Origin of the sequence: Xanthomonas sp. NCPPB 4467, from assembly GCF_041475665.2 — a bacterium.
Lineage (GTDB): Bacteria > Pseudomonadota > Gammaproteobacteria > Xanthomonadales > Xanthomonadaceae > Xanthomonas > Xanthomonas dyei.
This window is the reverse complement of record NZ_CM191260.1, coordinates 1397368-1421900: the sequence shown is the minus strand read 5'-3', so window position 1 is coordinate 1421900 and position 24533 is coordinate 1397368. Positions and strand designations below refer to the sequence as shown.

The window sequence follows — 24533 nt, the reverse complement described above, 5'->3', positions numbered from 1 at the left end:
AACCACGGCAAGGGCCATAGACGCTAGTGCGGTTGCGGTGCTGATGTCGCCTTCAACTCATCTCGATTCCCGACTCCCGATTCCCGGCTCTCAAGAAAATCCTGCGCAAACCGCTGCAACACGCCGCCGGCTTCATAGATCGCCACTTCTTCCGCAGTATCCAGACGGCAGGTCACCGGCACCTGCAGCTGCTCGCCGTTACGGCGATGGATCGATAACGTCAGCGTTGCGCCTGGCGTGCGCTCGCCCATCACGTCGAATGTTTCGCTGCCGTCGATACCTAGTGTCTTGCGATCGGTGCCCGGCTTGAATTCCAGCGGCAATACGCCCATGCCGATCAGGTTGGTGCGGTGGATCCGCTCGAAGCCTTCGGCCACGATCGCTTCCACGCCCGCCAGCCGTACGCCCTTGGCCGCCCAGTCGCGCGACGAGCCCTGCCCGTAATCGGCGCCGGCAATGATGACCAACGGCTGCTTGCGCGTCATATAGGTTTCGATCGCCTCCCACATGCGCACGACCTGCCCGTCCGGCTCCAGCCGTGCCAGCGAACCGGCGGTGACCTGCCCATCCACCACGGCCATTTCGTTGACCAACTTCGGGTTGGCGAAGGTGGCGCGTTGCGCGGTGAGGTGGTCGCCGCGATGGGTGGCGTAGGAATTGAAGTCTTCTTCCGGCACGCCCATCTGCGCCAGGTATTCGCCGGCCGCACTGCTGGCCATGATGGCGTTGGAGGGCGACAGGTGATCGGTGGTGATGTTGTCGCCCAGCACCGCCAGCGCGCGCATGCCATGCAGCGTGCGTATACCGGCCAGTGCGCCCTCCCAATACGGCGGACGGCGAATATAGGTGCTGGTTGGGCGCCAGTCGTACAGCGGGCTCACGCGCGCGCCCTGCCCGACGCTGCGCTTGAACATCGGGTCGTAGACGCTGCGGAAATGTTCTGGCTTGACGCTGCGCGCCACCACCGCATCGATCTCCGCATCGGTCGGCCACAACTCTTTGAGCGTGATCGGCGTGCCATCCGCATCGATGCCGAGCGCATCCTTTTCGATATCGAAGCGCACCGTTCCTGCGATGGCATAGGCGATCACCAATGGCGGCGAAGCGAGAAACGCCTGCTTGGCATACGGATGGATGCGCCCATCGAAATTGCGGTTGCCCGATAACACCGCCGTCGCATACAGGTCGCGATCGATGATCTCCTGCTGGATCACCGGGTCCAGCGCGCCGCTCATGCCATTGCAGGTGGTGCAGGCAAACGCCACGATGCCGAAGCCCAGCTGCTCCAGCTCGCTCAGCAGGCCGGCCTCTTCCAGATACAGCTGCACCGCCTTGGAGCCGGGCGCCAGCGAACTTTTCACCCACGGTTTGCGGGTCAGGCCGCGCGCATTGGCGTTGCGCGCCAGCAGGCCGGCGGCGATGACGTTACGTGGATTGGAGGTGTTGGTGCACGAGGTGATCGCCGCGATGATCACCGCGCCATCGGGCATCTGCCCTGGCACGTCTTCCCATGCAGCGGCGATGCCACGGCTTGCCAGCTCGGTAGTCGCCACCCGCTTGTGCGGGTTGGATGGCCCGGCCATGTTGCGTACCACGCTAGACAGATCGAACTGCAGCACGCGCTCGTACTGCGCGGTGACCAGAGCGTCGGCCCACAAGCCGGTCTGCCGCGCATAGGTTTCCACCAGCGCAATCTGCGCGTCCTCGCGGCCGGTCAGCCGCAGGTAGTCGATGGTCTGCTGGTCGATGTAGAACATCGCCGCGGTCGCGCCGAATTCCGGCGTCATATTGGAGATGGTGGCGCGGTCGCCGATGGTCAGCGCGCTGGCGCCGGCACCGTAAAACTCCAGGTATGCACCGACCACGCGCTGCTGGCGCAGGAATTCGGTCAAGGCCAGCACGATGTCGGTGGCGGTGATGCCCGGCGCCGGCCGGCCCAACAATTCCACGCCGATGATGTCGGGCAACCGCATCCACGACGCGCGCCCCAGCATCACGGTCTCCGCTTCCAGCCCGCCCACACCCACGGCGATCACGCCCAACGCATCCACGTGCGGGGTGTGGCTGTCGGTGCCCACGCAGGTATCCGGAAACGCCACGCCATCCAGTGTGTAGATCACCGGCGACATCTTCTCCAGATTGATCTGATGCATGATCCCGTTGCCCGGCGGAATCACCTCCATGTTCTCGAACGCACGCTTGGTCCATTCGATGAAGTGAAAGCGATCGGCATTGCGGCGATCTTCCACGCTGCGATTCTTGGCAAAGGCCTGCTTGTCGAAGCCGGCGTATTCCACTGCCAGCGAGTGATCGACGATCAACTGCACCGGCACCACCGGATTGACCTGCGCCGGGTCGCCGCCCTGCTCGGCGATGGCATCGCGCAAGCCGGCAAGGTCCACCAGCGCGGTCTGCCCCAGGATATCGTGGCAGACCACACGTGCCGGAAACCACGGGAAATCCAGGTCGCGCTTGCGCTCGATCAGCTGGCGCAGGTAGGCCTCCAGCAGTTGCGGCTCGGCGCGCCGCACCAGATTTTCGGCATGCACGCGCGCGGTGTACGGCAACGTTGCATACGCGCCCGGCTGCAACGCATCCACTGCGGCGCGTGCATCGAAATACTCCAACGAGGTGCCCGGCAAGGGCTTACGGTACTGGCTGTTCATGGCTGGCGATATCACAAGGCGGGCGAGGTTTCTTGCGGTTGCGGTACTGCTATTGCGGTGCGATTGCAGTGCTGCGATTGCGTTGCTGTTGCGGTGCTGCTACACGGCGCCACTGCTACCGCGATGCGGTTGCGGTGCCCTTCTCCCGCAAGCGGGAGAAGGTGCCCGAAGGGCGGATGAGGGCCAGCGCCGCCCACACAGTCAGGCGCGCTGGTCCAACGGCACGAAGACCTGATCTTCCGGCCCGGTGTAATTAGCCGACGGGCGAATGATCTTGCCGTCCACGCGCTGCTCGATGATGTGCGCGCTCCAACCGGCCGTGCGCGCCAGCACGAACAGCGGCGTAAACATCGCCGTCGGCACACCCATCATGTGGTAGCTCACCGCACTGAACCAATCCAGGTTGGGGAACATCTTCTTGATATCCCACATCACCGTTTCCAGGCGCTCGGCGATGTCGTACATCTTGCGGCTGCCCTGCGCATCGGACAGCTCGCGCGCCACATCCTTGATCACCTTGTTACGCGGGTCGGACACCGTGTACACCGGGTGGCCGAAGCCGATCACCACTTCCTTGCGCTCCACGCGCGCCTTGATATCGGCCTCGGCTTCGTCCGGCGTGTCGTAGCGCTTCTGCACTTCGAACGCCACTTCGTTGGCGCCGCCGTGCTTGGGTCCGCGCAGCGCGCCGATGCCACCGGCGATGGCGCTGTACATATCGCTGCCGGTGCCGGCGATCACCCGGCATGCGAACGTGGACGCGTTGAACTCGTGCTCGGCATACAGGATCAGGCTGGTGTGCATTGCACGCACCCACGACTCCTTGGGCGCAAACCCGTGCAGCAGATGCAGGAAATGCCCGCCGATCGAATCGTCATCGGTCTCCACCTCGATACGCTTGCCGTTGTGGCTGTAGTGATACCAATACAGCAGCATCGAGCCCAACGACGCCATCAGCTTGTCGGCGATGTCGCGCGCGCCCGGATGATTGTGGTCGTCCTTTTCCGGCTGCAGGCAGCCCAGCACCGAGACGCCGGTGCGCATCACATCCATCGGGTGCGCCGACGGCGGCAGTTGCTCCAGCGCCGCTTTCACTGCAGCCGGCACGCCCCGCAACGACCGCAACTTGGCCTTGTAACCGCGCAATTCGCCGCTATTGGGCAGCTTGCCGTGCACCAGCAGGTACGCAATTTCCTCGAACTCGCTGGTGGTTGCCAGATCCAGAATGTCGTAACCGCGATAGTGCAGATCGTTGCCGCTGCGCCCCACGGTGCACAGCGCAGTGTTGCCTGCGGCAGTGCCGGACAGGGCAACGGATTTTTTCGGCTTGAAACCGGGGATGGTGGTGTCGTTCATGCGATGAGCTCCCAAGCGGTGGCGTGTTGCGGTGTCACGGAGGAGTGACCAGGTGGACGCAGCAAGCGGCGATCATGCGCCTTTGCGTGCAAACAGTGCATCCAGGCGTTGTTCGTAGTCGTGGTAGCCGATGCGTTCGTAGAGTTCTTCGCGCGTCTGCATGGTTTCCAGCACTGCTTGTTGATGGCCATCGCGCCGGATCGCGGTATACACATCCTCGGCGGCCTTGTTGGCCGCACGAAATGCCGACAGCGGAAACAACTGGATCGCCACGCCGGCAGCGGCCAGTTGGTCGCGCGTAAACAGCGGCGTCTTGCCGAACTCGGTGATGTTGGCTAGCACCGGCACGCCCACCGCATCGACAAAGCGCTTGTAGGTGTCCAGGTCGTAGGCGGCCTCGGCAAAGATGCCGTCGGCGCCCGCTTCCACGCAGGCAATGGCGCGCTCGATCGCCGCGTCCACGCCTTCCATCTGGATGGCATCGGTCCGTGCGATCAAAAAGAACGCCGGGTCGGTCTTGGCATCGGCCGCCGCCTTGACCCGGTCCACCATCTCGCCCTGACTGACGATCTCCTTGCCCGGCCGATGCCCGCAGCGCTTGGCGCCGACCTGGTCTTCGATATGGCAACCGGCCGCGCCCGCCTTGATCAGCGATTTGATGGTGCGCTCGATGTTGAACGCGCTCGGCCCGAAGCCGGTGTCCACGTCCACCAGCAGCGGCAACCCGCATACATCGGTAATGCGGCGCACATCGATCAGCACATCTTCCAACGTATTGATGCCCAGATCCGGCAGCCCCAACGAACCCGCCGCCACGCCGCCGCCCGAGAGATAGATGGCCTGATACCCGGCACGCTGGGCCAGCAGCGCATGGTTGGCATTGATCGCACCGATGACCTGCAGCGGCGACTCGGCGGCCAGCGCCGCGCGGAAGCGGGTACCGGCGGAAGAAATGGGCGAGGACGTCATGGCGATTCCTGGGATGGGATAGTGGATAGTTCGCAAACCCTGTGCCAATCGCAAGCGCTTGATTCCACTGGGCACCGTCAGCGAATCGTTGCGAATATGCAACGCCTGGCGCAACATGAAACACTTATGGAACACGCCAACGTCGATGCGTAACCCCTCCCCCGCCGACCCGGCAGACACATCGCCGCCGGTGATCTGGACCGTCAGCGTGTCGCGGCTGACCGGCCTGCTTGCCGATGTCATCCCCGAATTCGACCAGCGCGCGCGGATCGAGCAGATCAACCTCGGCTTTGCCGACGCCGTGGACGTCATCGGCCAGCGCCTGCGCCGCGAGCGCTGCGATGTCTTGGTCGCTGGCGGCTCCAACGCCGCCTACCTGCGCAGCCGGCTTGCGCTGCCGCTGGCGCCGATCCAGGCCACCGGCTTCGACCTCATGGAAGCGTTGGCGCGTGCGCGCCGCATCGCACCGCGCATCGGCGTGGTGACCCATGCCAGCGACGTTCCCTCGTTCCACGCCTTCCAGCGCAGCTTCGACCTGGACATCGAACACCGCCGCTTCGTCACTGCCGAGGACGCGCGCGACTGCATTGCCGACCTGCGTGCCGGCGGTATCCAGGTCATCGTGGGTACCGGCATGGCGATCGATTTCGCCGAACAGGCCGGCCTGCCTGGTGTGCTGCTGTATTCGGCAGATTCGGTCCGTCACGCACTGGAAAACGCCATCGCATTAGGCACTGCTTCCAGCCAGGAACGCCCAACCGCCCGCAGCAACGCACGACGGACACGCCGCAGCGACGCGCTGCTTGGCGACGACACGGCAATGGTGCACGTCCGCGAGCTGGTGCAGTTGTATGCGCCGCACGCGGGCACCGTGTTGATCAGCGGTCAGACCGGGACCGGCAAGGAGTTGGTCGCCCGACAACTGCATGTCGGCAGTCGCCGGCGCGGCCGCTTTGTCGCGATCAATTGCGGCGCCATCACCGAATCGCTGCTGGAAGCGGAATTGTTCGGCTACAGCGATGGTGCGTTCACCGGCGCACGCCGCGGCGGCCACACCGGCCTGATCGAAGCCGCGCAGGAAGGCACGTTGTTTCTCGACGAAATCGGCGAATTGCCGATGGCGCTACAGACGCGCTTGCTGCGCGTACTGGAAGAACGCGAAGTGCTGCGCGTCGGCGCCACCGTGCCAATTGCCGTGGATGTGCGCGTGATCGCAGCCAGCCTGCAGGATCTGCATTCCCTGGTCGAGCAAGGGCGCTTTCGCCGCGACCTGTTCTATCGCTTGAACGCACTACGCATCGCACTACCGCCGTTACGCCACCGCCCCGACGACATTGCGATGCTGCTGACGCATTATTTTCAGCAACTGGGCAGCATCGCATCGCCATTGTCGCCCGCAGCACTGCACCGGCTGCAGCAGCATGCATGGCCGGGCAACGTGCGCGAACTACGGAACCTGGTCGAACGCTTATGCATTCACTGGAAGGCGCAGGCGCACGACCACCTAAGCCTGGAACAACTCCAACGCTGGGCGCCGGAACTGTTCGACGCACACGTCAGCGACCCTGCACCACAGGCGCACACCGAGCTTGCAGCATCGCGCCTGCAACTCACCGCCGCAGCGGTGCGCACGGCAGTGGAACGCGCCAACGGCAACCGTGCCCTCGCCGCCCAGGCGCTCGGCGTTTCGCGCACCACCTTGTGGCGTTGGATGCAGGCACAGGCCATGGCGCCACAGCGTTGAACACCGCACGTTAGCTCGGCTTTCAGCCCAGGTTGGACAGGGGCAACGCCGTACATCGGGTGATGCACTACTGCATGCAGCACCACCACACGCTACTGAGCGTGACAATCAGCACGCACGCGTCGATACGGCGATTACTTGATCCGCGTGTACTCGGTATCGCCCGTGCTCAGACGGCCTGTCGCCTCGTCGATCGCATAATTGACCGTACCGCTGCCGCTGGACACCTGCAGCACACCCTTGGTCAGCAGCGCCGGATAATTTCGGGTCCTCACGCCACTACCGAACAGCTCCGGCGTGGTATCGCGAATGATGAAGCTTTCGCCATTGTGCTCGATGCTCAGCACATTCTTCTGCGACTTCACATTGACCCACTTGCCCACGTACTGCTCGCCAACATCGCGCGCGCACCCGGCCAACAGCAACATCGCAACCAGCGCACTTCCAAGCAGCGTCTTCATCGCCACTCCATCTCGATCCGGGGCTTTGCAGGATGGCAAGTCCCTGTCGAGCTCGCAAGGCACCGACCCTAGCGAAAAGTGCTTACGTGCACCGCTTCTCGAAATGCAATGCAGCGTCACTACCAAGTGTGAGACAGCGACCCTGGCACACGGATTCATCACTGGTGCAATCGATTAACCGCAGCGTCCAAGCCATGCAGATGGCCAGTCCTGATCGAACGCGCAAGAAACGCGACATCGCGATGTCTCGCGCCAACGCGAACCACCGCACAACACGCATGCCGCTGAGTGAGTGGCAGTGGCTGCCGAGTGCTGCATAAGAATGAGGACTGCGGCGCTATCGCATCGCCCATCCATGCAGTCGCTACGACACTGCGGCAAAGAAAAAACCGGCTTTCGCCGGTTTTCATCTGACTCTGAATTCATGGTGGGCGGTACAAGGTTCGAACTTGTGACCCTTGCCGTGTGAAGGCAATGCTCTACCGCTGAGCTAACCGCCCGGTGACGCGAGCCGCACATTATAGGGCAGCCGCAGCAATCGTCAACAGCCGCGTTCGCGCCGGCGGATGCCTACTGAAACCACGGCAGTTTGCAGACGCCGGCTTCCTCTCGTCAGCCGGCGGCGCTGCACCTCTCGACCCGGCATCACGCACGTTAACTGCCTGGCCGTAGCGCCAAGCCGATCACTTGCCTGGCGCCTGATGGCTCATTCCCACCTGGCAGGAGTCTCACCTACACCGCAGTCAGCGCACTGCAATCAGTGGCAGCCCTGCCGCTGCAGTTGTGCGGCGGCCGGCCGCATGCCCAACAACAACCGCATCACATCGTATGCGTCGGCTTGTCCGAGGTGGTCAGGCCGGCCAGCAGGGTTTCGATCTTGTTGCGCACCGCCTCGCCTTCCGGGCCGTCCGGAAACTGCACGCCGATGCCGGCGGCGCGGTTGCCCTGCGCGCCCGCAGGCGTGGTCCATATCACCTTGCCGGCCACCGGCAGGCGCTCGCTGGAATCGGGCAGGGTCAGCAGCAGGAAAACTTCATCGCCCAGCATGTAGCGCTTGGGCGTGGGCACGAAGATGCCGCCGCCTTTCACGAACGGCATGTACGCGCCGTAGAGCGCCGGCTTGTCTTTCAACGCCAGCGACAAAATGCCTTGGCGTGCATTCATTGCACTCATCGAGTTCCCCTAGAACGTGTCTGGTGCGCTCCATCGCGCCAGGCCAGCAGCAATTCCGTCACTGCCAGGTCGGCGCGGACGGTGGTGCGCAGCAGATCGCGTGTGCGATTGGCGGCGTCGAACCAGGTCGCCAGCTTGTGCAACCGCGATGGATCGGTCAAGCCAGCCGAGGCCTGCGCCAATGCCAGGTCTGCGGCGTGCCGCAACCGCTGATCGGCCTGGCCGTCGTTGGTCCAGCGCTGCGCAACCTCTACCGCACCCGCGCGGCCGCTGGCGATCTGCTCCAGGTCCTGCGCCACCGCGCGACGCACCGTCAGGCCATCCTCGCGCAACCACTGTGCGGCCAGCCCGGGGTGGCCGCGTGCAGCGTCCAGCGCTTCCTGTGCCGCCCGCTCGCTGACGCCCTGTGCCAGCAACCAGGCCAGCGCTTCATGCGCGGGCGGCAGCTTGAATTCCAGGCGCTGGCAGCGGCTGCGGATGGTGGCCGGCAAACGCGCCGGCTGCGCGCTGATCAGCCACAGGTAGCGGCCCGGCGAAGGCTCTTCCAGGGTCTTGAGCAAGGCATTGCAGGCGGCGCGATTGATCGCATCGGCCGGGTCGACGATCACCACCTGGGCGATGCCGTACTGCGGCGTCAGCGACAGCTTTTGCGACACCTCGCGCACCTGCTCGATGACGATTTCCGTGCGCAGCTTGTCGCCGGTGCGATTGGGAATGAACGAGATCAGCTGCAGATCCGGATGGGTGCCGGCGGCGATCAGCTGCCGCGTGCGCTGCGCCAACGCCGGGTCCGGTGAGCTGGCCAGCACGTGCTCGGCCAGCGCCAGTGCCACGCCGCGCTTGCCCAACCCTTCCGGTCCGCAGATCAGCAACCCGTGTCCGAGCCGGCCAGCATCCAGCGCCGCCACGGTCTGGTCGAAGGCGCGTTGCTGCCAGGGCGAAAACGCGGCGGTCATGGCGTGGGCTCCGGTGGCGGCATGTTCGGCAGGCGGCGACGCTGCAGGTAGCGCGCCACTGCCGCGTTATGGTCGGCCAGGGTGGCCGAAAACGCATGCGCGCCGGTGCCGTCGCCAACGGCGACGAAATACAGCGCATCGCCGGGGGCCGGGCGCACTGCAGCCAGCAGCGCCTCGCGGCCGGGCATGGCGATCGGTGTGGGGGTCAGGCCGGTGCGGGTGTAGGTGTTGTACGGGGTATCGGTGGTCAGGTCGCGGCGGCGGATGTTGCCGTCGTAGCTGCTGCCGATGCCGTAGATCACGGTGGGGTCGGTCTGCAACTTCATGCCCAACTGCAGGCGGCGCAGGAACACCCCGGCGATCAACGGCCGCTCGCTGCCCAGCGCGGTTTCCTTTTCGATGATGGACGCCAGGATCAGCGCCTGCTCCGGCGAGGTCAGCGGCACGTTGGCGGCGCGCTGCTCCCAGGCCTGCGCCAGCGCGGTGTCCATTGCTGCGTGGGCGCGCTTGAGCACGTCCAGATCGCTGTCGCCGCGTTGATACAGATAGGTCTCCGGCAGGAAGCGGCCTTCCGGGTGCTGGTTGGCGAAACCCAGCCGCGCCATCAATGCGGCGTCATCCAGCGTGCCGATGGTCTGCTGCAACGGCGTGGCGGTGGCCAGCGCGGCGCGCAGCTGACGGAAATTCCAGCCCTCCACAATGGTGAAGCGGTACTGGATCACCCGGCCCTGGCGCATGCGACCGAGCAGTTCGCGCGGCGACAGGGCCGGCGCCAATGCGTACTCGCCCACCTTGAGTTTGCCGGCCGCATCGACCTGGCGCGCCAGCAGTTGCCATTCCAGATCGGTGCCTTGCGCGATGCCGGCCTCGCGCAATTTGCGCAAGGTGGCCCTGAGCGAATCGCCCGGCGCAATCACCACGCTGGGCGCCGTGGCGCTCACCGGCGTCTGCGCGAAGTGCAGGTAATGCCGCCATGCCACCAGCGCGGCAATCGCCAGCAGCGCTACGAGCAGCAATGCCGTGCCCAGCACGGCCAGACATCCGCGTTTGCCAGTCACCGCCACACCCACCTCGTCATTGCCCTAGCGCCGCGCAGGATACCGCGCGCCGGTGATGTCCCGTTGAAGCGCTCATGTCGGCTCGATCGCACGCAGCACGCCCCGTGCCTTGGCGCGGGTTTCGTCCAGCTCGCGTTGCGGGTCCGAGTCCACCACGATGCCGGCGCCGGTGCGAAAGCGCACCTGCGCGCCTGCCACCTCCGCGGTGCGGATCAGGATGTTCAGATCCATGTCGCCGTCGCGGTTGAGCCAGCCGAACGCGCCGGTGTAGGCGCCGCGCGCGGTCTGTTCGAGCTCGGCGATGATCTGCATGCAGCGCACCTTCGGACAGCCGGTGATGGTGCCGCCCGGGAACACCGCTGCGATCACCTCGCCCGGCGTGACCCCTGCGCGCAGACGGCCACGCACGTTGCTGACGATGTGATGCACGTGGGCATAGCTTTCCACCGCCATCAGTTCGTCCACCTCGACCGTGCCGGGCACGCAGATCCGGCCCAGGTCGTTGCGCTCCAGGTCGATCAGCATGACGTGCTCGGCGCGTTCTTTCGGGTGCCCGACCAGCTCGCGGATGCGCGCCGCGTCGTCGTCGCCGGCAAAGCGCGCGCGCGTTCCGGCGATCGGGCGGGTCTGCACCGTAGCGCCGTGCACCGACACCAGCCGCTCGGGCGAGGAACTCACCACCGCGCGCCCGGCCGCCACGAACACGCCGGCGAACGGCGCAGGGTTGGCCGAACGCAGCCGGGCGTGCAGCGCCGCCGGATCCACCACAGCGGCAAAGCGTGCATTCCAGGCGCGCGAAATATTGGCCTGGAACACATCGCCGGCACGCAGGTAATCGAGCACCCGCTGCACCGCATCGGTAAAGCGCTCGGGCGCATCTTCGTCCACCGCAACCGGCCCGACCCAGTCCGGCAACGGCGGCAGCGCGGCGCAGGCGGCAATGTCGTCGACGATACGATCCAGCAGATCGTCGCGACCAGGTTCGGCCAGCGCGATGCAGCGGCCTTCCACGCGATCGCGCAACACCGCTGCCGGCGCACGCAAGGCGATAGCGCTCGGCAGGCGGTCGGCCCGCGCAGGCAGCTGCAGGATCGGCTCGATCTGCGCGGCCAGTTCGTAGTCCAGCAATACCGCCCAGCCACCGCGAAACGGCAATGCGCTGGTCGCATCGCGCGGCAGCCGTTCGGCATGCCAGGCGGCATCCAGCGCGTCCAAAAAATTGCATTCGAGCGCTTGACCATCGCCATCGCGCGTCACGCCATCCGGATCCAGCCGCAGGCTGGCGCCATCTGCCAGCAACAGCACATCCCAGCGCCCATGCTCGGTACCGGAAGCAGTGGATTCCAGCAACGCCGGATACCGTTGCGGCGCCAACCGATGCAGCGCCAGCAAATCGATGTCCGCGTGCAGTGGTCGAGTGAGCGTCATCGGTCCGGGGTGGCGTGAGATGCGAAAGCGCGCCGCCTTCTAGAAGGCAGCGCGCGCGATGGGTAGATCAGGATTAGGTCAAGCCAACACTGTCCGGCTGGCCGCACGAACGCAGTGGGCGCGGCGGCCAAGGACTGTTGCGTGGCGCGCCGTGCGAGCGCGCAGACGCGCCGACTCAGATGCGCTTGAACACCAGCGTGCCGTTGGTGCCGCCAAACCCGAAGCCGTTGGACATCACCGCATCCACCTGCACTTCGCGCGCCACGTTCGGCACGTAATCCAGGTCGCAGCCTTCGCTGGCTTCTTCCAGGTTGATCGTCGGCGGGATGATGCCGGTGTGCAGCGCCATCACCGAGAAGATCGCTTCCACACCGCCGGCCGCGCCCAGCAGATGCCCGGTCATCGACTTGGTCGAGCTGACCATGGTCTTGTAGGCGTGGTCGCCCAGCGCGCGCTTCATCGCCAGCGTTTCGGCCAGATCGCCCAGCGGCGTGGAGGTACCGTGCGCGTTGAGGTAACCGATCTGCTCGGGGTTGAGCTTGGCATCGCGCATGGCCGCGACCATGCTGCGCGCCGCGCCTTCGCCGTCTTCGCTGGGGGCGGTCATGTGGAACGCGTCGGAGCTGGCACCGAAGCCGACCAGCTCGGCATAGATGCGCGCGCCACGCGCCTTGGCGTGTTCGTACTCTTCCAGCACCAGCACGCCGGCGCCGTCGCCCAGCACGAAGCCGTCGCGCTGCTTGTCCCAGGGACGCGATGCAGCGGTGGGGTCGTCGTTACGGGTGGACATCGCCTTCATCGCGCAGAACCCGCCCACCGAACTCGGCGAGGAACCGCGCTCGGCGCCGCCGGCCAGCATCACGTCGGCGTCGCCGTACTGGATCATACGCATCGCCGTGCCGATCGAGTGATTGGACGTGGCGCACGCCGATACGGCCGAGAACGTCGGGCCCTTCAGGCCTTTGATCAGGCTGACCTGGCCCGGCAGCATGTTGATGATGGTGCTGGGCACATAGAACGGCGAAATCTTGCGCGCGCCGCCCTCATGGAATTTGATGGTCTGCTCTTCGATACCGAGCAGCCCGCCGATGCCGGAGCCGAGAATGGCACCAGTGCGTTCGGCATTGCTTTCGTCGATGACCAAGCCGGAATCGTCCAGCGCCATGAACGAGGCGCCGACACCGTAGTGGATGAACGAATCCATCTTTTTGACGTCCTTGGCGGACACAAAAAGCGTGGGGTCGAAATTCTTGATTTCGCCAGCGATCTTGGTGGTGAACTGCGAGGCATCGATCTGCGTGATCGGGCCAATGCCTGAGCGCCCGTGGATGATCCCATCCCAGCTGCTGGCCAGATCATTGCCCAGCGGCGACACCATGCCCATGCCGGTAACGACAACACGACGACTCATTGCAGATCTCCTCACCACGGAACGGACGGTGCTTGCGGTTTGCGGGTGACACTTGAAAAACACAGGGCCGCATCAGCGGCCCCATGGAATGTCTGACGCAGTAGCGGCGCAATGCACGCCACCGCAGTCAGGAACAACGCATCAGCTCTTGACGTGAGCCTTGACGTAGTCGATCGCCTGCTGGACCGAGGTGATCTTCTCGGCCTCTTCGTCCGGGATCTCGCACTCGAACTCTTCTTCCAGCGCCATCACCAGCTCGACGGTGTCCAGCGAGTCGGCACCCAGGTCATCGACGAACGATGCGCTGGTGGTGACTTCCTCTTCCTTGACGCCGAGTTGTTCGACGACGATTTTCTTGACGCGTTCTTCGATGGTGCTCATTGGGGATATCGCTCCAGCTGGAGTAGTGGTGGTACGAAAAAAACGCCATCGCCGCTGCGATGGCCGCGTTGGATAGTGTAGTGGAAGCGCCCGAGCCTTGCATTGCATCACAAGTCCCGGCCGATCAGCCACTTAGCGCCTCCCGGCGGCGCACGCTCACGGCATGTACATGCCACCGTTGACGTGCAGGGTCTCGCCGGTGATATAGCGGGCGGTCGGGCCGGCCAGGAACGCCACCGCGTTGGCGATGTCCTCCGGCGCGCCCAGGTGACCGAGCGCGATCTGCTGCAGCAAGGCGGCCTTGGCCTCCTCCGGCAACGCCTTGGTCATATCGGTATCGATGAAACCGGGCGCCACCACATTCACGGTAATCCCGCGCGAACCGATTTCCTTGGCCAGCGACTTGGAGAACGCGATGATGCCGGCCTTGGCTGCGGCGTAGTTGGTCTGGCCCGGATTGCCGGTCACCCCGACCACCGAGGCGATATTGACGATGCGGCCCTTGCGCGCCTTCATCATGCCGCGCATCACCGCCTTGGACGTACGGAACACGCTGGTCAGATTGGTGTCGATGATGGCTTGCCAATCGTCGTCCTTCATCCGCATCAACAGGTTGTCGCGGGTGATGCCGGCGTTGTTGACCAGAATCGAGATGGCGCCGAATTCCTTGCCGATCGCCTCGATCAGGCCATCGACCGCCGCCGCATCGGTGACGTTGAGTTCGCGACCGTGGCTGCCGTGGGCCGCCAGCCGCTCGCCGATGGCCGTGGCGCCGGAGGCCGAGGTAGCGGTACCGATGACGGTGGCGCCCTGGGCGGCCAAGGTGTCGGCAATGGCCGCGCCGATGCCGCGACTGGCGCCGGTGACCAGGGCAATTTCGCCCTGCAGAGGCTTGCTCATGACTACTGTTCCTCGAAGGGGGACGCTGCGATCAGTGCCGCGAGCGTCGAGGGATGCCGGTAGCACCGGCATGTGCGTCGGATCAGTGCGCCCACGCGTCGAGCGCGCCGGCGTAATCGGCTGGCGTGGCCAACGGGCGGGCGTCCAGGCTCTTGTCGATGCGCTTGATCAGCCCGCTCAACACCTTGCCCGGGCCGCATTCGGCGATCTTGGTGATGTCATGGGCCGCCAGCGCCTGCACGCAGCCGGTCCACTGCACCGGTAGGTACAACTGCTCGACCAGGGCCTGGCGAATCGCCGCGCTGCCCTCGTGCACGCGCGCATCGACGTTCTGCACCACCGGAATCTGCGGCGTCTGCCAGCTCAACCCGGCCATCGCTTCGCCGAGCTGATTGGCCGCATCGCGCATCAGCGGCGTGTGCGACGGCACGCTCACCGCCAGCTTGACCGCCTTGCGCACGCCGCGCTCGGCCAGCAAGGCCAGCGCACGATCCACCGCCGCCGCATCGCCGCCAATCACGATCTGCCCGGGCGAATTGAAGTTGGCCGGCACCACCACCTGGCTGCCTGCCGCCTCGGCGCAGACTTCCAACACCAGGGCGTCGTCGGCGCCCAACACGGCGGCCATCGCACCGACACCCGCCGGCGCTGCGGCCTGCATGAATTGTCCGCGCAGCCGTACCAGGTGCGCACCGTCATGCAGCGACAAGGCACCAGAGGCCACCAGCGCGGTGTATTCGCCCAGGCTGTGCCCAGCAAGCAAGGCCGGACGCGCACCACGCTGCGCAGTCCACAGCCGCCACACCGCCACCCCCGCCGCCAGCAGCGCCGGCTGGGTGTACTCGGTGCGGTTGAGCATCTCTTCCGGGCCGCCCTGGGACAGCGCCCACAAGTCGACACCGGCGCCTTCGGAGGCTTCGGCAAACGTTTCGCGAACCTGCGGATGCAGTTCGGACAGTTCGGCCAGCATCCCCAGGGACTGCGAGCCCTGGCCGGGGAAGACGAAGGCGAGAGTGGATTCGGTCACGCGCGGCTGCCAGCAAAAATCGAGCCGGGATGATACGTGCGAAATCGCCCTAGCGTCTGTACTGCCGCGTATGCAGCAGAGTTTGCGACAGGACTCGGCCGGGCTGAAAGAACCGCTGCAACCGGCCAATGTGGCCGCCGATAAACCTTCAAATGCATACGGCCAATACCGAAGCCGGAGCGAACGCACCCACCAAGGAAAAGACTGGCTGGCGCGTGGCAGGGCGCGTGTAGAGTGCCGCAACGATGGCGGCGCGTAGGCAAATCGGCAGCACAGGGCTACCTCAAAACAAGCGAGCGTTGTCGCTCAGAATCAGCTCGATTTGGTCGCAGCCAAGCAAACTCGCGGACTATTGACCGCATCCGCATGCAACTCGCCGATCCGCTACACACGCAGGACCGCGCGCGGAATTGCCGCCACGGCGCAACACGGGGCGCACGGCACCCAGGCCCCAGCAGCATGCAAAGAGATGAAGAGACCGAGCGAGACCGGCCAATTGCAGCGGCAATAAGGCTTACGCCGGAGCACGGTCCAGCGATCACAGCGTGTTTGAGTTCGTTTCTGCAGGACGCATCGCCCTGACAGCGTCAGACCCTGTCCACCGTCGAGGTGGCAGGGCCTGCGTAACTCAGTAGCGCAGCAGCGCCGAGCCCCAGGTAAATCCACCACCGAACGCTTCCAGCAGCAGCAATTGGCCACGCTGCACGCGACCCGAGCGGACCGCTTCGTCCAGCGCCAGCGGCACCGAGGCCGACGAAGTGTTGCCGTGGCGATCCACGGTGACGATCACCTGCTCCATCGGCAGATCCAGCCGCTTGGCGGTGGCTTCGATGATGCGCAAATTGGCCTGATGCGGGATCAGCCAATCCAGGTCGTGCTTGTCGTAGCCGTTGGCGGCCAGGGTCTCATCGACCACCGAATCCAGCGCTTTGACTGCATATTTGAAGACGTCGTTGCCTTTCATCAGCAACGCGCCGCCGCCATTCTTGCCTTCGCCGAAACCGACCGACACGCCCACCGGGTCCCACAGCAGCTCTTTCTTGCTGCCGTCGGCATGCAGATGGGTGCTGAGGATGCCGGTCTCTTCGTCGGCCTTGAGGATCACCGCGCCAGCACCGTCGCCGAACAGCACGCAGGTGGTGCGGTCGGTCCAGTCGACGATACGAGTCAGCGTCTCCGCACCCACCACCAGCACGGTCTTGGCATCGCCGCTGCGCACGAACTTGTCGGCCACGCTGAGCGCGTAGACAAAGCCCGAGCAGGCGGCGTTGACGTCCATCGCGCCGCAACCGATGTTGCCCAGACGCGCCTGCAGCAGGCAGGCCGTGGACGGGAAGATCAGGTCGGGCGTGGTGGTGCCGATGACGATCAGGTCGATCTCGTCGGCGGTGACGCCGGCCGCTTCCATCGCCTTCAGCGAGGCGAAGTACGCCAGATCGCTGGTGGTCTGGTCGTCGGCGACGATATGACGTTCACGGATACCAGTACGCGAGAAGATCCATTCATCGCTGGTGTCGACGATCTTGGACATGTCGTCGTTGGTCAACACCTTTTCGGGCAAATAGCTACCCGTGCCCGCGATTCTGGAATAGATCCGCTTGCTCATGCTGTTTCCTGGTGCAAGAGCCGCGGTGATTGGCGGCTCCGGAAGTATCGAGGGTCACCCGCCAACAAAACTGCGGCGGGCGCCACGGATCAATCTTCTTGGACGGCCGACGACTTGGTCGCGATCACCTTCTTGCCACGGTAGTAACCGTCAGCGGTGATGTGGTGGCGCAGATGGATCTCGCCGCTGGTCGGGTCGGTCGACAGCTGCTTGGCGGTGAGGGCATCGTGCGAACGACGCTGGCCGCGACGCGACGGGGTGACACGGGATTTCTGCACAGCCATGGGATTGCTCCAACTTTAGTTCGATAACTTGTCTGTTGAGTCGAACAGCACGCTCTACGCCCGCGTCGACCTGTCTTTCCGCCCTTAACAGCGGCGGTTACTGTTTCTTCAACGCTGCCAGCGCCGCGAACGGACTGGCCTTGTCTTGCTCTTCCTGGCTCGGCACCCACTCAGCCTCGACGGCTTCGCTGCCCGGCGCCATCGGCACCACCGGTACCGACAGCACCAGTTCGTCCTCCACCAGATCCGTCGCCCGCAGCATGCCGTCGTCGGGCACCAGCAAGGCTTCGTAATCTGGCGGCAATGCCGCCTCTTCGTCCTCGTTGCGGATCAGGCCAAGGCGCTGGCTGATCTGCACCGGGTACAGAAAACGCTGCAAGGTGCGCTGGCAAGCCAGCGGCAGCTCGACATCGATGCTGAGTTCGACATAGGCGACCTTGAGCAGATCGTCCTGATCGAACTGGAGCGAATAAACACATTCGCCATCGGTATCGACAAGGCTCCCCTGCAAACGGGTCATCGCAGAGAGCGGGATGCGGCCATCGAAGCGCCTGCGCGCTGCGACCATCCGCCAAGCATCCAGCATTTCGGGTACGTTCGCGGACATAAGCCGCAGAATGTTAAAGACCCGCAGTAGCCATGTCAAATGCACCCATTCACATGTGCCGCGCGGCGCGCGGGCTGGCAGACTCCCGTGCCCGCCTCTTTCGACGTTCATGATGCCACGCCTGATCCTTGCCTCTACCTCCGTCTACCGGCGCGAGCTGCTCGGCCGCCTGCGACTGGACTTCGCCACCGCCCGCCCGGAGGTCGAAGAGCAGGCGCTGCCGGGCGAGGCGCCGAGCGCGCTCGCCAGCCGCCTGGCTGCCGAAAAGGCCGCCGCAGTGGCCGCGCATGCGCCCGACGCTTGGGTCATCGGCTCGGACCAGGTCGCCGATCTGGACGGGCGTGCCCTGGGCAAACCGGGAACCCTGGACCAGGCACGCGCGCAGCTAGGCGCCATGTCCGGGCGCGTGGTGCGCTTCCACACCGCCGTCAGCCTGATCGGCCCCGACCAGCACCTGCACGCGCTGGACGTGACCGAGGTACAGCTGCGCCCACTGACACCGGTGGAGATCGAACGCTACCTGGCCGCCGAGCCCGCGCTGGATTGCGCCGGCAGCTTCAAATGCGAGGGCCTGGGCATCAGCCTGTTCGATGCGATTCGCTCGGACGACCCCACCGCGCTGGTTGGCCTGCCGCTGATCGCGCTGGCGCGGCTGTTAAGGCAGGCCGGGTTTACGATTCCGTGAGGCCCGATTCGAGTGCGGCGACGCTGTTCAGGCGCATCGATCGAAAGTCGGCCGTGACAGTACAGACATACAACCACGAGGGTGCTGAAGCGGCCACTGAAGCCGCGCATGACCATACACAGCTGCCCGGCCGCACAACGCCTGGCCGCTTGCACTACTGCGGGCGAGCGAGCTCGCAGAACTGGTAGGGGTATTGGGCTTGTCCGACATGCGAGGACAAGGTGCGGCAATGTGACGGATCCAGGGTCAGCCCATACGCAGCCAGGCGCTGCTGCGCAGACTCGCGCACCGCACGATCTGCAGCGGCGATATCCAGCGCTTTGCCCTTGGAAACCTGCAGCACGCAGCGCCCCGGCGACACTTCCAGCTCCGCACGCAGACCGCGCGCGATCAACCAGCGCAACCGCGTGCACCGAGGCTGGATGTCCCAGGCAAACTGCCGCGCCCAGCCGTTCATGCGATCAATCCGCAATTGCTGCTTGTCGCGTGTCGCACCCAACATCGCGTACAGCTGCGGCCGCTCGGCGATCAAGGCCTTGACCCGGGCGCGGTACTGATCGGTCTCGGAGAGATTGGTCGCAACCCCGATATAGCGCGCCTGCTGCGGCAGCAGCGGCACACGCCAGGACTGCGGCTCGTCGCCGACCAGCAGCACCGTGGATGCCGCAGGATCGGCAAGCGCTGGTTGCTCGACCTGAAAACTGTCGCGCGCCCATGCCTCATGCCCCCAGTCCTTCCATCCAACCACCGCAACCAGCGCACACGCACCGATCAACCACCCAGCCTTGCGATCTGCATTCACCGCGAAGGCGCGCCGGCACACGACCCACAGCGCCAATGGCGCAAGCAGCTCCAGTACCAACAGATAGCGGTGGATACTGAAGACCGCTTGCCACAGCGCGTAGGCAATACCGAAGAACACCAACAGCACAACCGCTGCGCGATCGCGATTCGTTGCGGGCACGCGACGACGCAGCACGGTGCGTCCCGCGGCCATCAGCGCGACCGCATACAACACCGCCCACCCCGCCTGCACCAGACCGAGATCGCCGATGCGTTGCGGTTTGAGCGTAAACAGCAGCGGCCAGATCAGGTGTTCGCCGATGCTGCGCGGCAGCCATCGAACATCCGCAATCGACACCGGCTGAGCCAGCGGCGACTTGAACACGCCATTGAATTGCGGAAACAGCGGATTGCCCAGGTGTTGCCAGACCTGCCAGTACCAAGGCCCGGCCACGAGCAGCAAGACCAGCACGGCGACACCGGCAAGCACGCCCAACCCCAGAACCCGTGAGCGCATGCGTCCACCGTCGCAAAGCACCGCCGGCGCCAGCGCCAACGCGTACAGCGCATTGGTGAGCTTGAGCGCGATCGCCAGACCGATCAGCGCGCCGGCGATAACCCATAACCGCGTGACACGTCGGTCCTGCCGCGCGTTGGCCTGCGCCAACAGCACGACCGCCAACGACGCCAGCACCGGGATCGCGCTGGCGGTATCGCCCATGGTGTTGCCCAGTTCGGACAGGAACACCGCACTGCACATGCCGGCCAGCGCGAAGAGCGGGGCCCACTGCGCGCGTTGCGATTCCTTGGACAGGACACGCCACGCCACGGCTGCCACCGGCATGAACACCACGGCATGCAGCGCGCCCAATAACGCCCCGATCAACGGCCCGGGCAGATGCAATATCAACCAGGCATGCAGGCTATCGAGCAGCGGACTGAAGTAGCTCTGCATCTGCGCCGGCGCCAGATCCACGCCCAGACGGTTGTGGATCCACGCATCACCGATGTACAGGTGGTAATTGCGCAAATCCCAATTGGCATCCTGGCCAAGACCGAGCGAAAACAGCGCAGCGAGCAGCGGCACGGCAATCACCGCAGTGATGACCTGGCGCTGCGAATGAAAGCCGAACCGGCCATCCGCCCAGCGCAACACACGCTGCCGAAGCGTCGTCCACTTCGACATGCTCATCGATGTCATCAACGCGCTTCCTTGTCATGCGAGGCGGTCACACGATTGCCCACGCCCGGCTCGGCGAGATACGCCAGATGTTTGGCTTCAACGCGTCCACGCGTGACCGTATCCAGGATCAGCCCGCAGGCCAGCAACAGAAACCCAAGCAGCATCAGCGCCACGCACAGGATCGCGGTCGGAAAGCGCGGCACCAACCCGGTTTGCAGATAGGTCTCGAACAAAGGGATCGCCAGCACGATCGACAGCGCGGCGCTGAGCGCAAACCCGATCGAGAAGAACAACAACGGCCGCTCGGCCTTGAACAATTTTGCAATGGTGGTGAGGATGCGCCAGCCGTCGCGCCAGGTATTCAACTTGCTTTGCGACCCTTCCGGGCGCACGCCATAGGCCGTTTCGACCTCGGCCACCGGCATGCGCAACTGCAAGGCATGCACGGCCAGCTCGGTTTCGGTCTCGAACCCCTGCGCATGCGCCGCAAACGATTTGACGTAGCGCCGCGAAAACACCCGGTATCCGGACAACATGTCGTCGAAACTGCGCCCGAACAGCAACCCCGCGCAGCGCGTCAGCAGGACATTGCCGAGCCGGTGCCCTGGCCGATACGCGGCCTGCTGTTGATCGCGTCGCGCGCCGACCACCATGTCCAGCCGTTCGTCGATGAGCTTGCGCACCAGTGCCGGTGCGGCAGCCGCGTCGTACGTCGCATCGCCATCCACCAGCACATAGATATCGGCTTCGACATCGGCAAATCCACGCCGCACCACATTGCCCTTGCCTTGCAACGCAACGCGGCATACCTGCGCGCCCGCCGCCGCCGCGCTCGATGCGGTGGCGTCGCTGGAATTGTTGTCCAGCACATGGATGATCGCTCCCGGCAATGCCGCAGCGAAATCGCCGACCACGTCGGCAACGGTTGCCGCCTCGTTGTGGCATGGCACCAGCACGGCAATTCGAAACCCGGACAGATGTGCGGGATGGGCAGCGGGCAGGGCGTCGGTCATTGCGTGATCTAAGGTGCGGAAACGGTGACAGGCTGCTCAGACCAATCCTCGACGCTGCCGTCGCGGCCGTGCAGGCGCAGGCCCAACCAATGCGTGCCGGATGGCAGCGCGTGCGTGTCGAGCGTGGCGGAGAAGCCGACGTTGGGGTGCTGCGGGTCGGTGGAAATCTTCCAGTACGGGCGGACGTCCATCGGGCTGCCGTAGGCGACCTGCGCGACCGGGCGCCCATCGAGCAGCAACTCCACATCGGCCAGGCCGATGCCGTCCTTGAACGCCCACCCGCGCACCTGGACCTGGCCCGCCACGCGCACATCCGGTAGCGGCGTATCGATCCAGGCCATCGCCGGGGCGATGCACGGCCCGGGCGCGCGTTGCGCCGGCAGTGCGAACAGCAGAAAACGTTGATACCCGTGATCGGTGGACACCACCGTAGGCGGTGGCAACGGCCCGACCATCTCGCAGATGGCGTGATAGCGTTTGAGCAGGTCGCGGTAGCGCTGATCGCTGGGCGACAGCACCAGCAGACGCGGGCCATCCCGGCGTCCATCGCTGAGCAGGCCCCATTGCTGCAACTGCGCGCTGCGCCCGTGCTTGTCGTTCAAGTCGGCACGCAAGACCTCGATCTGCGCATCGTGCAACTGAAAACCTAGTTCGGCGCCCACCTTGAAGTTTTCGGCCAGCACGCGCGTGCCCGGTGGCATCTGCGCCAGCTGACGTTTGACCGCACGCGCCAGATCGTTCCAGCCGGCGAAATTGCGTGGATAGTATTTTTCGCCGGCCGCATGCGCGCGGATCGACGGCACCGACACCGCCAGGTAATAGCCGTACGCCCCCAGCGTGCCGAGCAGCGCAAGCAACCATGCAGCACGGCGCAGCGGAAGCGGCCAACGCAACAGGATCACCGGCACCGCCACCAGCAACGCAAGATAGCCGGGCAGCGGCCAATGGAAACTGATGCGTTCGGCATCGCTGAAGAAGCCGAGCACGAAGATCGCCACGGTCGAGATGCCGCCCAGCAACCCGAAGTACCGCCATTGCGCACGCGACCCGCCGCCGGAGCGCGTCCCGGCCAGGCTCACCTTGACCATGGCCCAGGCCAGCAACGGCGTCACCGCCACCGTCTGGATCAACAGGAACCACAGCCCGCCGACCTGGAACCGCCACGGATGCCGGTCGACCAATTGAAAGCGCAGCCCGGCCTCGTCGTGGTCGGTATTCCAGAACAGCAGCGGTAGCCAGCTCACCGCGCCCACCGTCAGCGCCAGCCAGATGCGCGGGTCGCGCAGCACCGCGCGCCCCTGCGGAATGCACAGCAACGCGATGCAGCCAACGCCGATCACACCCACGAAGCGGTAGTGGCTGAGTGCACCGATCGCCAGACCGATCGCCAGCTCCAGCGCGCTGGTGGCATCGACCTCGCGCAGCAGGCGCGCGCCGGCATCCATGCACAGCACCGCTGCCAAAGCCATCGGCACGTCGGGCACCGCCAGCATGCCCAGCGTGGCCGACAGCGGCATCAACAGCGTCAGGCTGCCGGCCTGCCAGCCCAGGGTGGAGCCGAACCAGCGCGTGGCGATGTGCGCAACCAGCCACGGCAGCAGCGCGGCGATGGCCAGAAACGGCAGCCGCAGCGCCAGCAGATGGTGCCCGCCAACTTCCACACCCAGGCGCGCCAGCCAGGCAGTCAGCCCCGGCAGATCCGAATACGCCGCAGCCAGGTGCTGGCCTTCCTGCCAATAAAACGCTTCGTCCACGAACAGCGGCAGCCGTGCGGCAATCAACAGCTTGACGGCCGTCGCCAGTGTCCACAGGATCACGAAGGTGCGATGTGCCCGTTGGTCCCCCTGCATTGCCCTGTGCACTCTTCTTTTCACCTACGGAATTGTGATGTCGACACCGCTGCGTTCCACGGAAATGCTAACCGATGCGCTGCGTCAATCGCTGCGGCGCGCGCAAGACCAGGTCAATTCGCTGTTGTTGGGCAAGGCGCAGGAAGTGCGGCTGGCGTTCGTGGCACTCCTGTCCGGCGGACATCTGCTGATCGAAGACCTGCCCGGCCTGGGCAAGACCACCCTCGCCCATGCGATGGCTTCCAGCCTGGGATTGGGCTTCCAGCGCGTGCAGTTCACCTCCGATCTGTTGCCGGCCGATGTGCTGGGCGTGTCGGTGTACGACGCGGCCTCGCGCCAGTTCCAGTTCCACCCCGGCCCGGTGTTCACCCATGTGCTGCTGGCCGACGAGATCAATCGCGCCCCGCCGCGTACGCAGAGCTCGTTGCTGGAAGCCATGGCCGAGCAACAGGTCACCCTGGATGGTGTGACCCACGCCTTGCCCGAGCCGTTCTTTGTGATCGCCACGCAGAATCCGGTCGACCTGTCCGGCACGTTTCCGTTGCCGGACTCGCAGCTGGATCGCTTTCTGTTGCGGCTCAGCCTGGGCTACCCCAGCGCCGATGCCGAGCGCGCGCTCCTGTCCGGGGTGGACCGGCGCGAACTGATCGCCCAGGCCGCACCGCAGCTCAGCGATACCGACGTGGTCGCGCTGCGTGCGGTGGTCAGCCAGATCCACAGCAGCGATGCGTTGATCGGCTACGTGCAGGCGCTGCTGCTGCGTAGTCGCCAGCATGCCGGCGTGCGGGTTGGCCTGTCGCCGCGCGCCGGCATCGCGCTGCTGCGCGCCGCCAAGGCGTATGCGCTGTTGCTCGGACGCGAGCATGTGCTGCCGGAAGACGTGCAGGCGCTGTTCGTGGCCGTGGCCGGGCATCGACTGGTGCCGGAAGCAGAATCGTCCTCCGGGCCGGCGCTGGCCAAGGCGCTGCTGCACAGCGTGCCGGTGGACTGAC

At 65.2% G+C, this 24533-nt stretch carries 21 protein-coding genes and 1 tRNA gene; 3 read left to right on the top strand and 19 right to left on the bottom strand.

The features are described from left to right. Positions 1-23: 23 nt before the first annotated feature. From acnD to prpB, 3 genes are all read right to left on the bottom strand, one after another. Positions 24-2666, bottom strand: a complete 2643-nt coding sequence (gene acnD / locus ACCQ06_RS06265; RefSeq protein ID WP_316691316.1) for a Fe/S-dependent 2-methylisocitrate dehydratase AcnD — start codon at positions 2664-2666, stop codon at positions 24-26. Positions 2667-2867: 201 nt separating this feature from the next. Next, the gene (gene prpC, locus ACCQ06_RS06260; RefSeq protein ID WP_228324330.1) at positions 2868-4022 is read right to left on the bottom strand and encodes a bifunctional 2-methylcitrate synthase/citrate synthase; all 1155 of its coding nucleotides are present in this window, start codon (positions 4020-4022) and stop codon (positions 2868-2870) included. 72 nt (positions 4023-4094) lie between these two features. Continuing rightward, complete coding sequence (gene prpB, locus ACCQ06_RS06255; protein ID WP_055846320.1) at positions 4095-4991, bottom strand: methylisocitrate lyase; 897 nt, start codon at positions 4989-4991, stop codon at positions 4095-4097. 145 nt (positions 4992-5136) lie between these two features. On the opposite strand from prpB, the gene prpR reads away from it, so the two are divergent. Beyond that, the gene (gene prpR, locus ACCQ06_RS06250; protein WP_316691313.1) at positions 5137-6735 is read left to right on the top strand and encodes a propionate catabolism operon regulatory protein PrpR; all 1599 of its coding nucleotides are present in this window, start codon (positions 5137-5139) and stop codon (positions 6733-6735) included. A gap of 134 nt (positions 6736-6869) precedes the next feature. Here prpR and ACCQ06_RS06245 read toward each other — a convergent pair whose 3' ends face one another. The 13 genes from ACCQ06_RS06245 to ACCQ06_RS06185 all read right to left on the bottom strand — a co-directional run bounded on the left by ACCQ06_RS06245 (position 6870) and on the right by ACCQ06_RS06185 (position 18027). After that, positions 6870-7196: a hypothetical protein gene (locus tag ACCQ06_RS06245; RefSeq protein ID WP_104617099.1), complete on the bottom strand. Its 327-nt coding sequence runs from the start codon at positions 7194-7196 to the stop codon at positions 6870-6872. 425 nt (positions 7197-7621) lie between these two features. Then, positions 7622-7696 (bottom strand) — tRNA-Val (locus tag ACCQ06_RS06240). A 319-nt stretch (positions 7697-8015) separates the two neighbouring features. Continuing rightward, positions 8016-8369 (bottom strand): PilZ domain-containing protein, encoded by a 354-nt coding sequence (locus ACCQ06_RS06235; protein ID WP_104617098.1) that lies wholly within the window; start codon positions 8367-8369, stop codon positions 8016-8018. Further along, positions 8366-9325 carry a DNA polymerase III subunit delta' gene (locus ACCQ06_RS06230; RefSeq protein WP_316691309.1) on the bottom strand — a complete coding sequence of 320 codons (960 nt, stop codon included), beginning with the start codon at positions 9323-9325 and terminating at the stop codon, positions 8366-8368. Before ACCQ06_RS06230 ends, ACCQ06_RS06235 begins: the two co-directional genes overlap by 4 nt. Next, positions 9322-10395 (bottom strand): endolytic transglycosylase MltG, encoded by a 1074-nt coding sequence (gene mltG / locus ACCQ06_RS06225; protein WP_316691307.1) that lies wholly within the window; start codon positions 10393-10395, stop codon positions 9322-9324. The genes ACCQ06_RS06230 and mltG overlap by 4 nt, the downstream gene beginning before the upstream one ends. A gap of 60 nt (positions 10396-10455) precedes the next feature. Further along, positions 10456-11811: an aminodeoxychorismate synthase component I gene (locus ACCQ06_RS06220; protein WP_316691305.1), complete on the bottom strand. Its 1356-nt coding sequence runs from the start codon at positions 11809-11811 to the stop codon at positions 10456-10458. A gap of 175 nt (positions 11812-11986) precedes the next feature. Next, on the bottom strand, positions 11987-13222 hold the full coding sequence (gene fabF / locus ACCQ06_RS06215) for a beta-ketoacyl-ACP synthase II (protein WP_104617094.1): 1236 nt from the start codon (positions 13220-13222) through the stop codon (positions 11987-11989). A gap of 141 nt (positions 13223-13363) precedes the next feature. Further along, positions 13364-13603: an acyl carrier protein gene (gene acpP, locus ACCQ06_RS06210; RefSeq protein ID WP_002814322.1), complete on the bottom strand. Its 240-nt coding sequence runs from the start codon at positions 13601-13603 to the stop codon at positions 13364-13366. 156 nt (positions 13604-13759) lie between these two features. Continuing rightward, a complete protein-coding gene (fabG, locus tag ACCQ06_RS06205) occupies positions 13760-14503 on the bottom strand; it encodes a 3-oxoacyl-ACP reductase FabG (RefSeq protein WP_104617093.1) in 744 nt (247 codons plus the stop codon). An 82-nt stretch (positions 14504-14585) separates the two neighbouring features. Further along, the gene (fabD, locus tag ACCQ06_RS06200; RefSeq protein WP_316691293.1) at positions 14586-15530 is read right to left on the bottom strand and encodes an ACP S-malonyltransferase; all 945 of its coding nucleotides are present in this window, start codon (positions 15528-15530) and stop codon (positions 14586-14588) included. Between the two features lie 628 nt (positions 15531-16158). After that, entirely contained in the window at positions 16159-17136 is a 978-nt protein-coding gene (locus ACCQ06_RS06195) for a beta-ketoacyl-ACP synthase III (protein WP_228324322.1), read from the bottom strand. Positions 17137-17225: 89 nt separating this feature from the next. After that, positions 17226-17420 carry a 50S ribosomal protein L32 gene (rpmF, locus tag ACCQ06_RS06190; protein ID WP_003483870.1) on the bottom strand — a complete coding sequence of 65 codons (195 nt, stop codon included), beginning with the start codon at positions 17418-17420 and terminating at the stop codon, positions 17226-17228. A gap of 97 nt (positions 17421-17517) precedes the next feature. Further along, positions 17518-18027, bottom strand: coding sequence for a YceD family protein (locus ACCQ06_RS06185; RefSeq protein WP_104617090.1), 510 nt, complete (start codon positions 18025-18027; stop codon positions 17518-17520). A 109-nt stretch (positions 18028-18136) separates the two neighbouring features. Here ACCQ06_RS06185 and ACCQ06_RS06180 point away from each other — a divergent pair, with 109 nt between their 5' ends. Beyond that, on the top strand, positions 18137-18712 hold the full coding sequence (locus tag ACCQ06_RS06180; RefSeq protein ID WP_316691270.1) for a Maf family protein: 576 nt from the start codon (positions 18137-18139) through the stop codon (positions 18710-18712). Between the two features lie 154 nt (positions 18713-18866). Here ACCQ06_RS06180 and ACCQ06_RS06175 read toward each other — a convergent pair whose 3' ends face one another. The 3 genes from ACCQ06_RS06175 to ACCQ06_RS06165 are packed head-to-tail and all read right to left on the bottom strand — an operon-like array spanning position 18867 to position 23541. Beyond that, positions 18867-20681 carry a hypothetical protein gene (locus ACCQ06_RS06175; RefSeq protein WP_316691268.1) on the bottom strand — a complete coding sequence of 605 codons (1815 nt, stop codon included), beginning with the start codon at positions 20679-20681 and terminating at the stop codon, positions 18867-18869. A gap of 14 nt (positions 20682-20695) precedes the next feature. Continuing rightward, on the bottom strand, positions 20696-21691 hold the full coding sequence (locus tag ACCQ06_RS06170; protein ID WP_316691266.1) for a glycosyltransferase: 996 nt from the start codon (positions 21689-21691) through the stop codon (positions 20696-20698). 8 nt (positions 21692-21699) lie between these two features. Then, positions 21700-23541 (bottom strand): glycosyltransferase family 39 protein, encoded by a 1842-nt coding sequence (locus ACCQ06_RS06165; protein WP_228324318.1) that lies wholly within the window; start codon positions 23539-23541, stop codon positions 21700-21702. Between the two features lie 37 nt (positions 23542-23578). Here ACCQ06_RS06165 and ACCQ06_RS06160 point away from each other — a divergent pair, with 37 nt between their 5' ends. Further along, positions 23579-24532 carry an AAA family ATPase gene (locus ACCQ06_RS06160; protein ID WP_228324317.1) on the top strand — a complete coding sequence of 318 codons (954 nt, stop codon included), beginning with the start codon at positions 23579-23581 and terminating at the stop codon, positions 24530-24532. Position 24533: the final 1 nt, after the last annotated feature.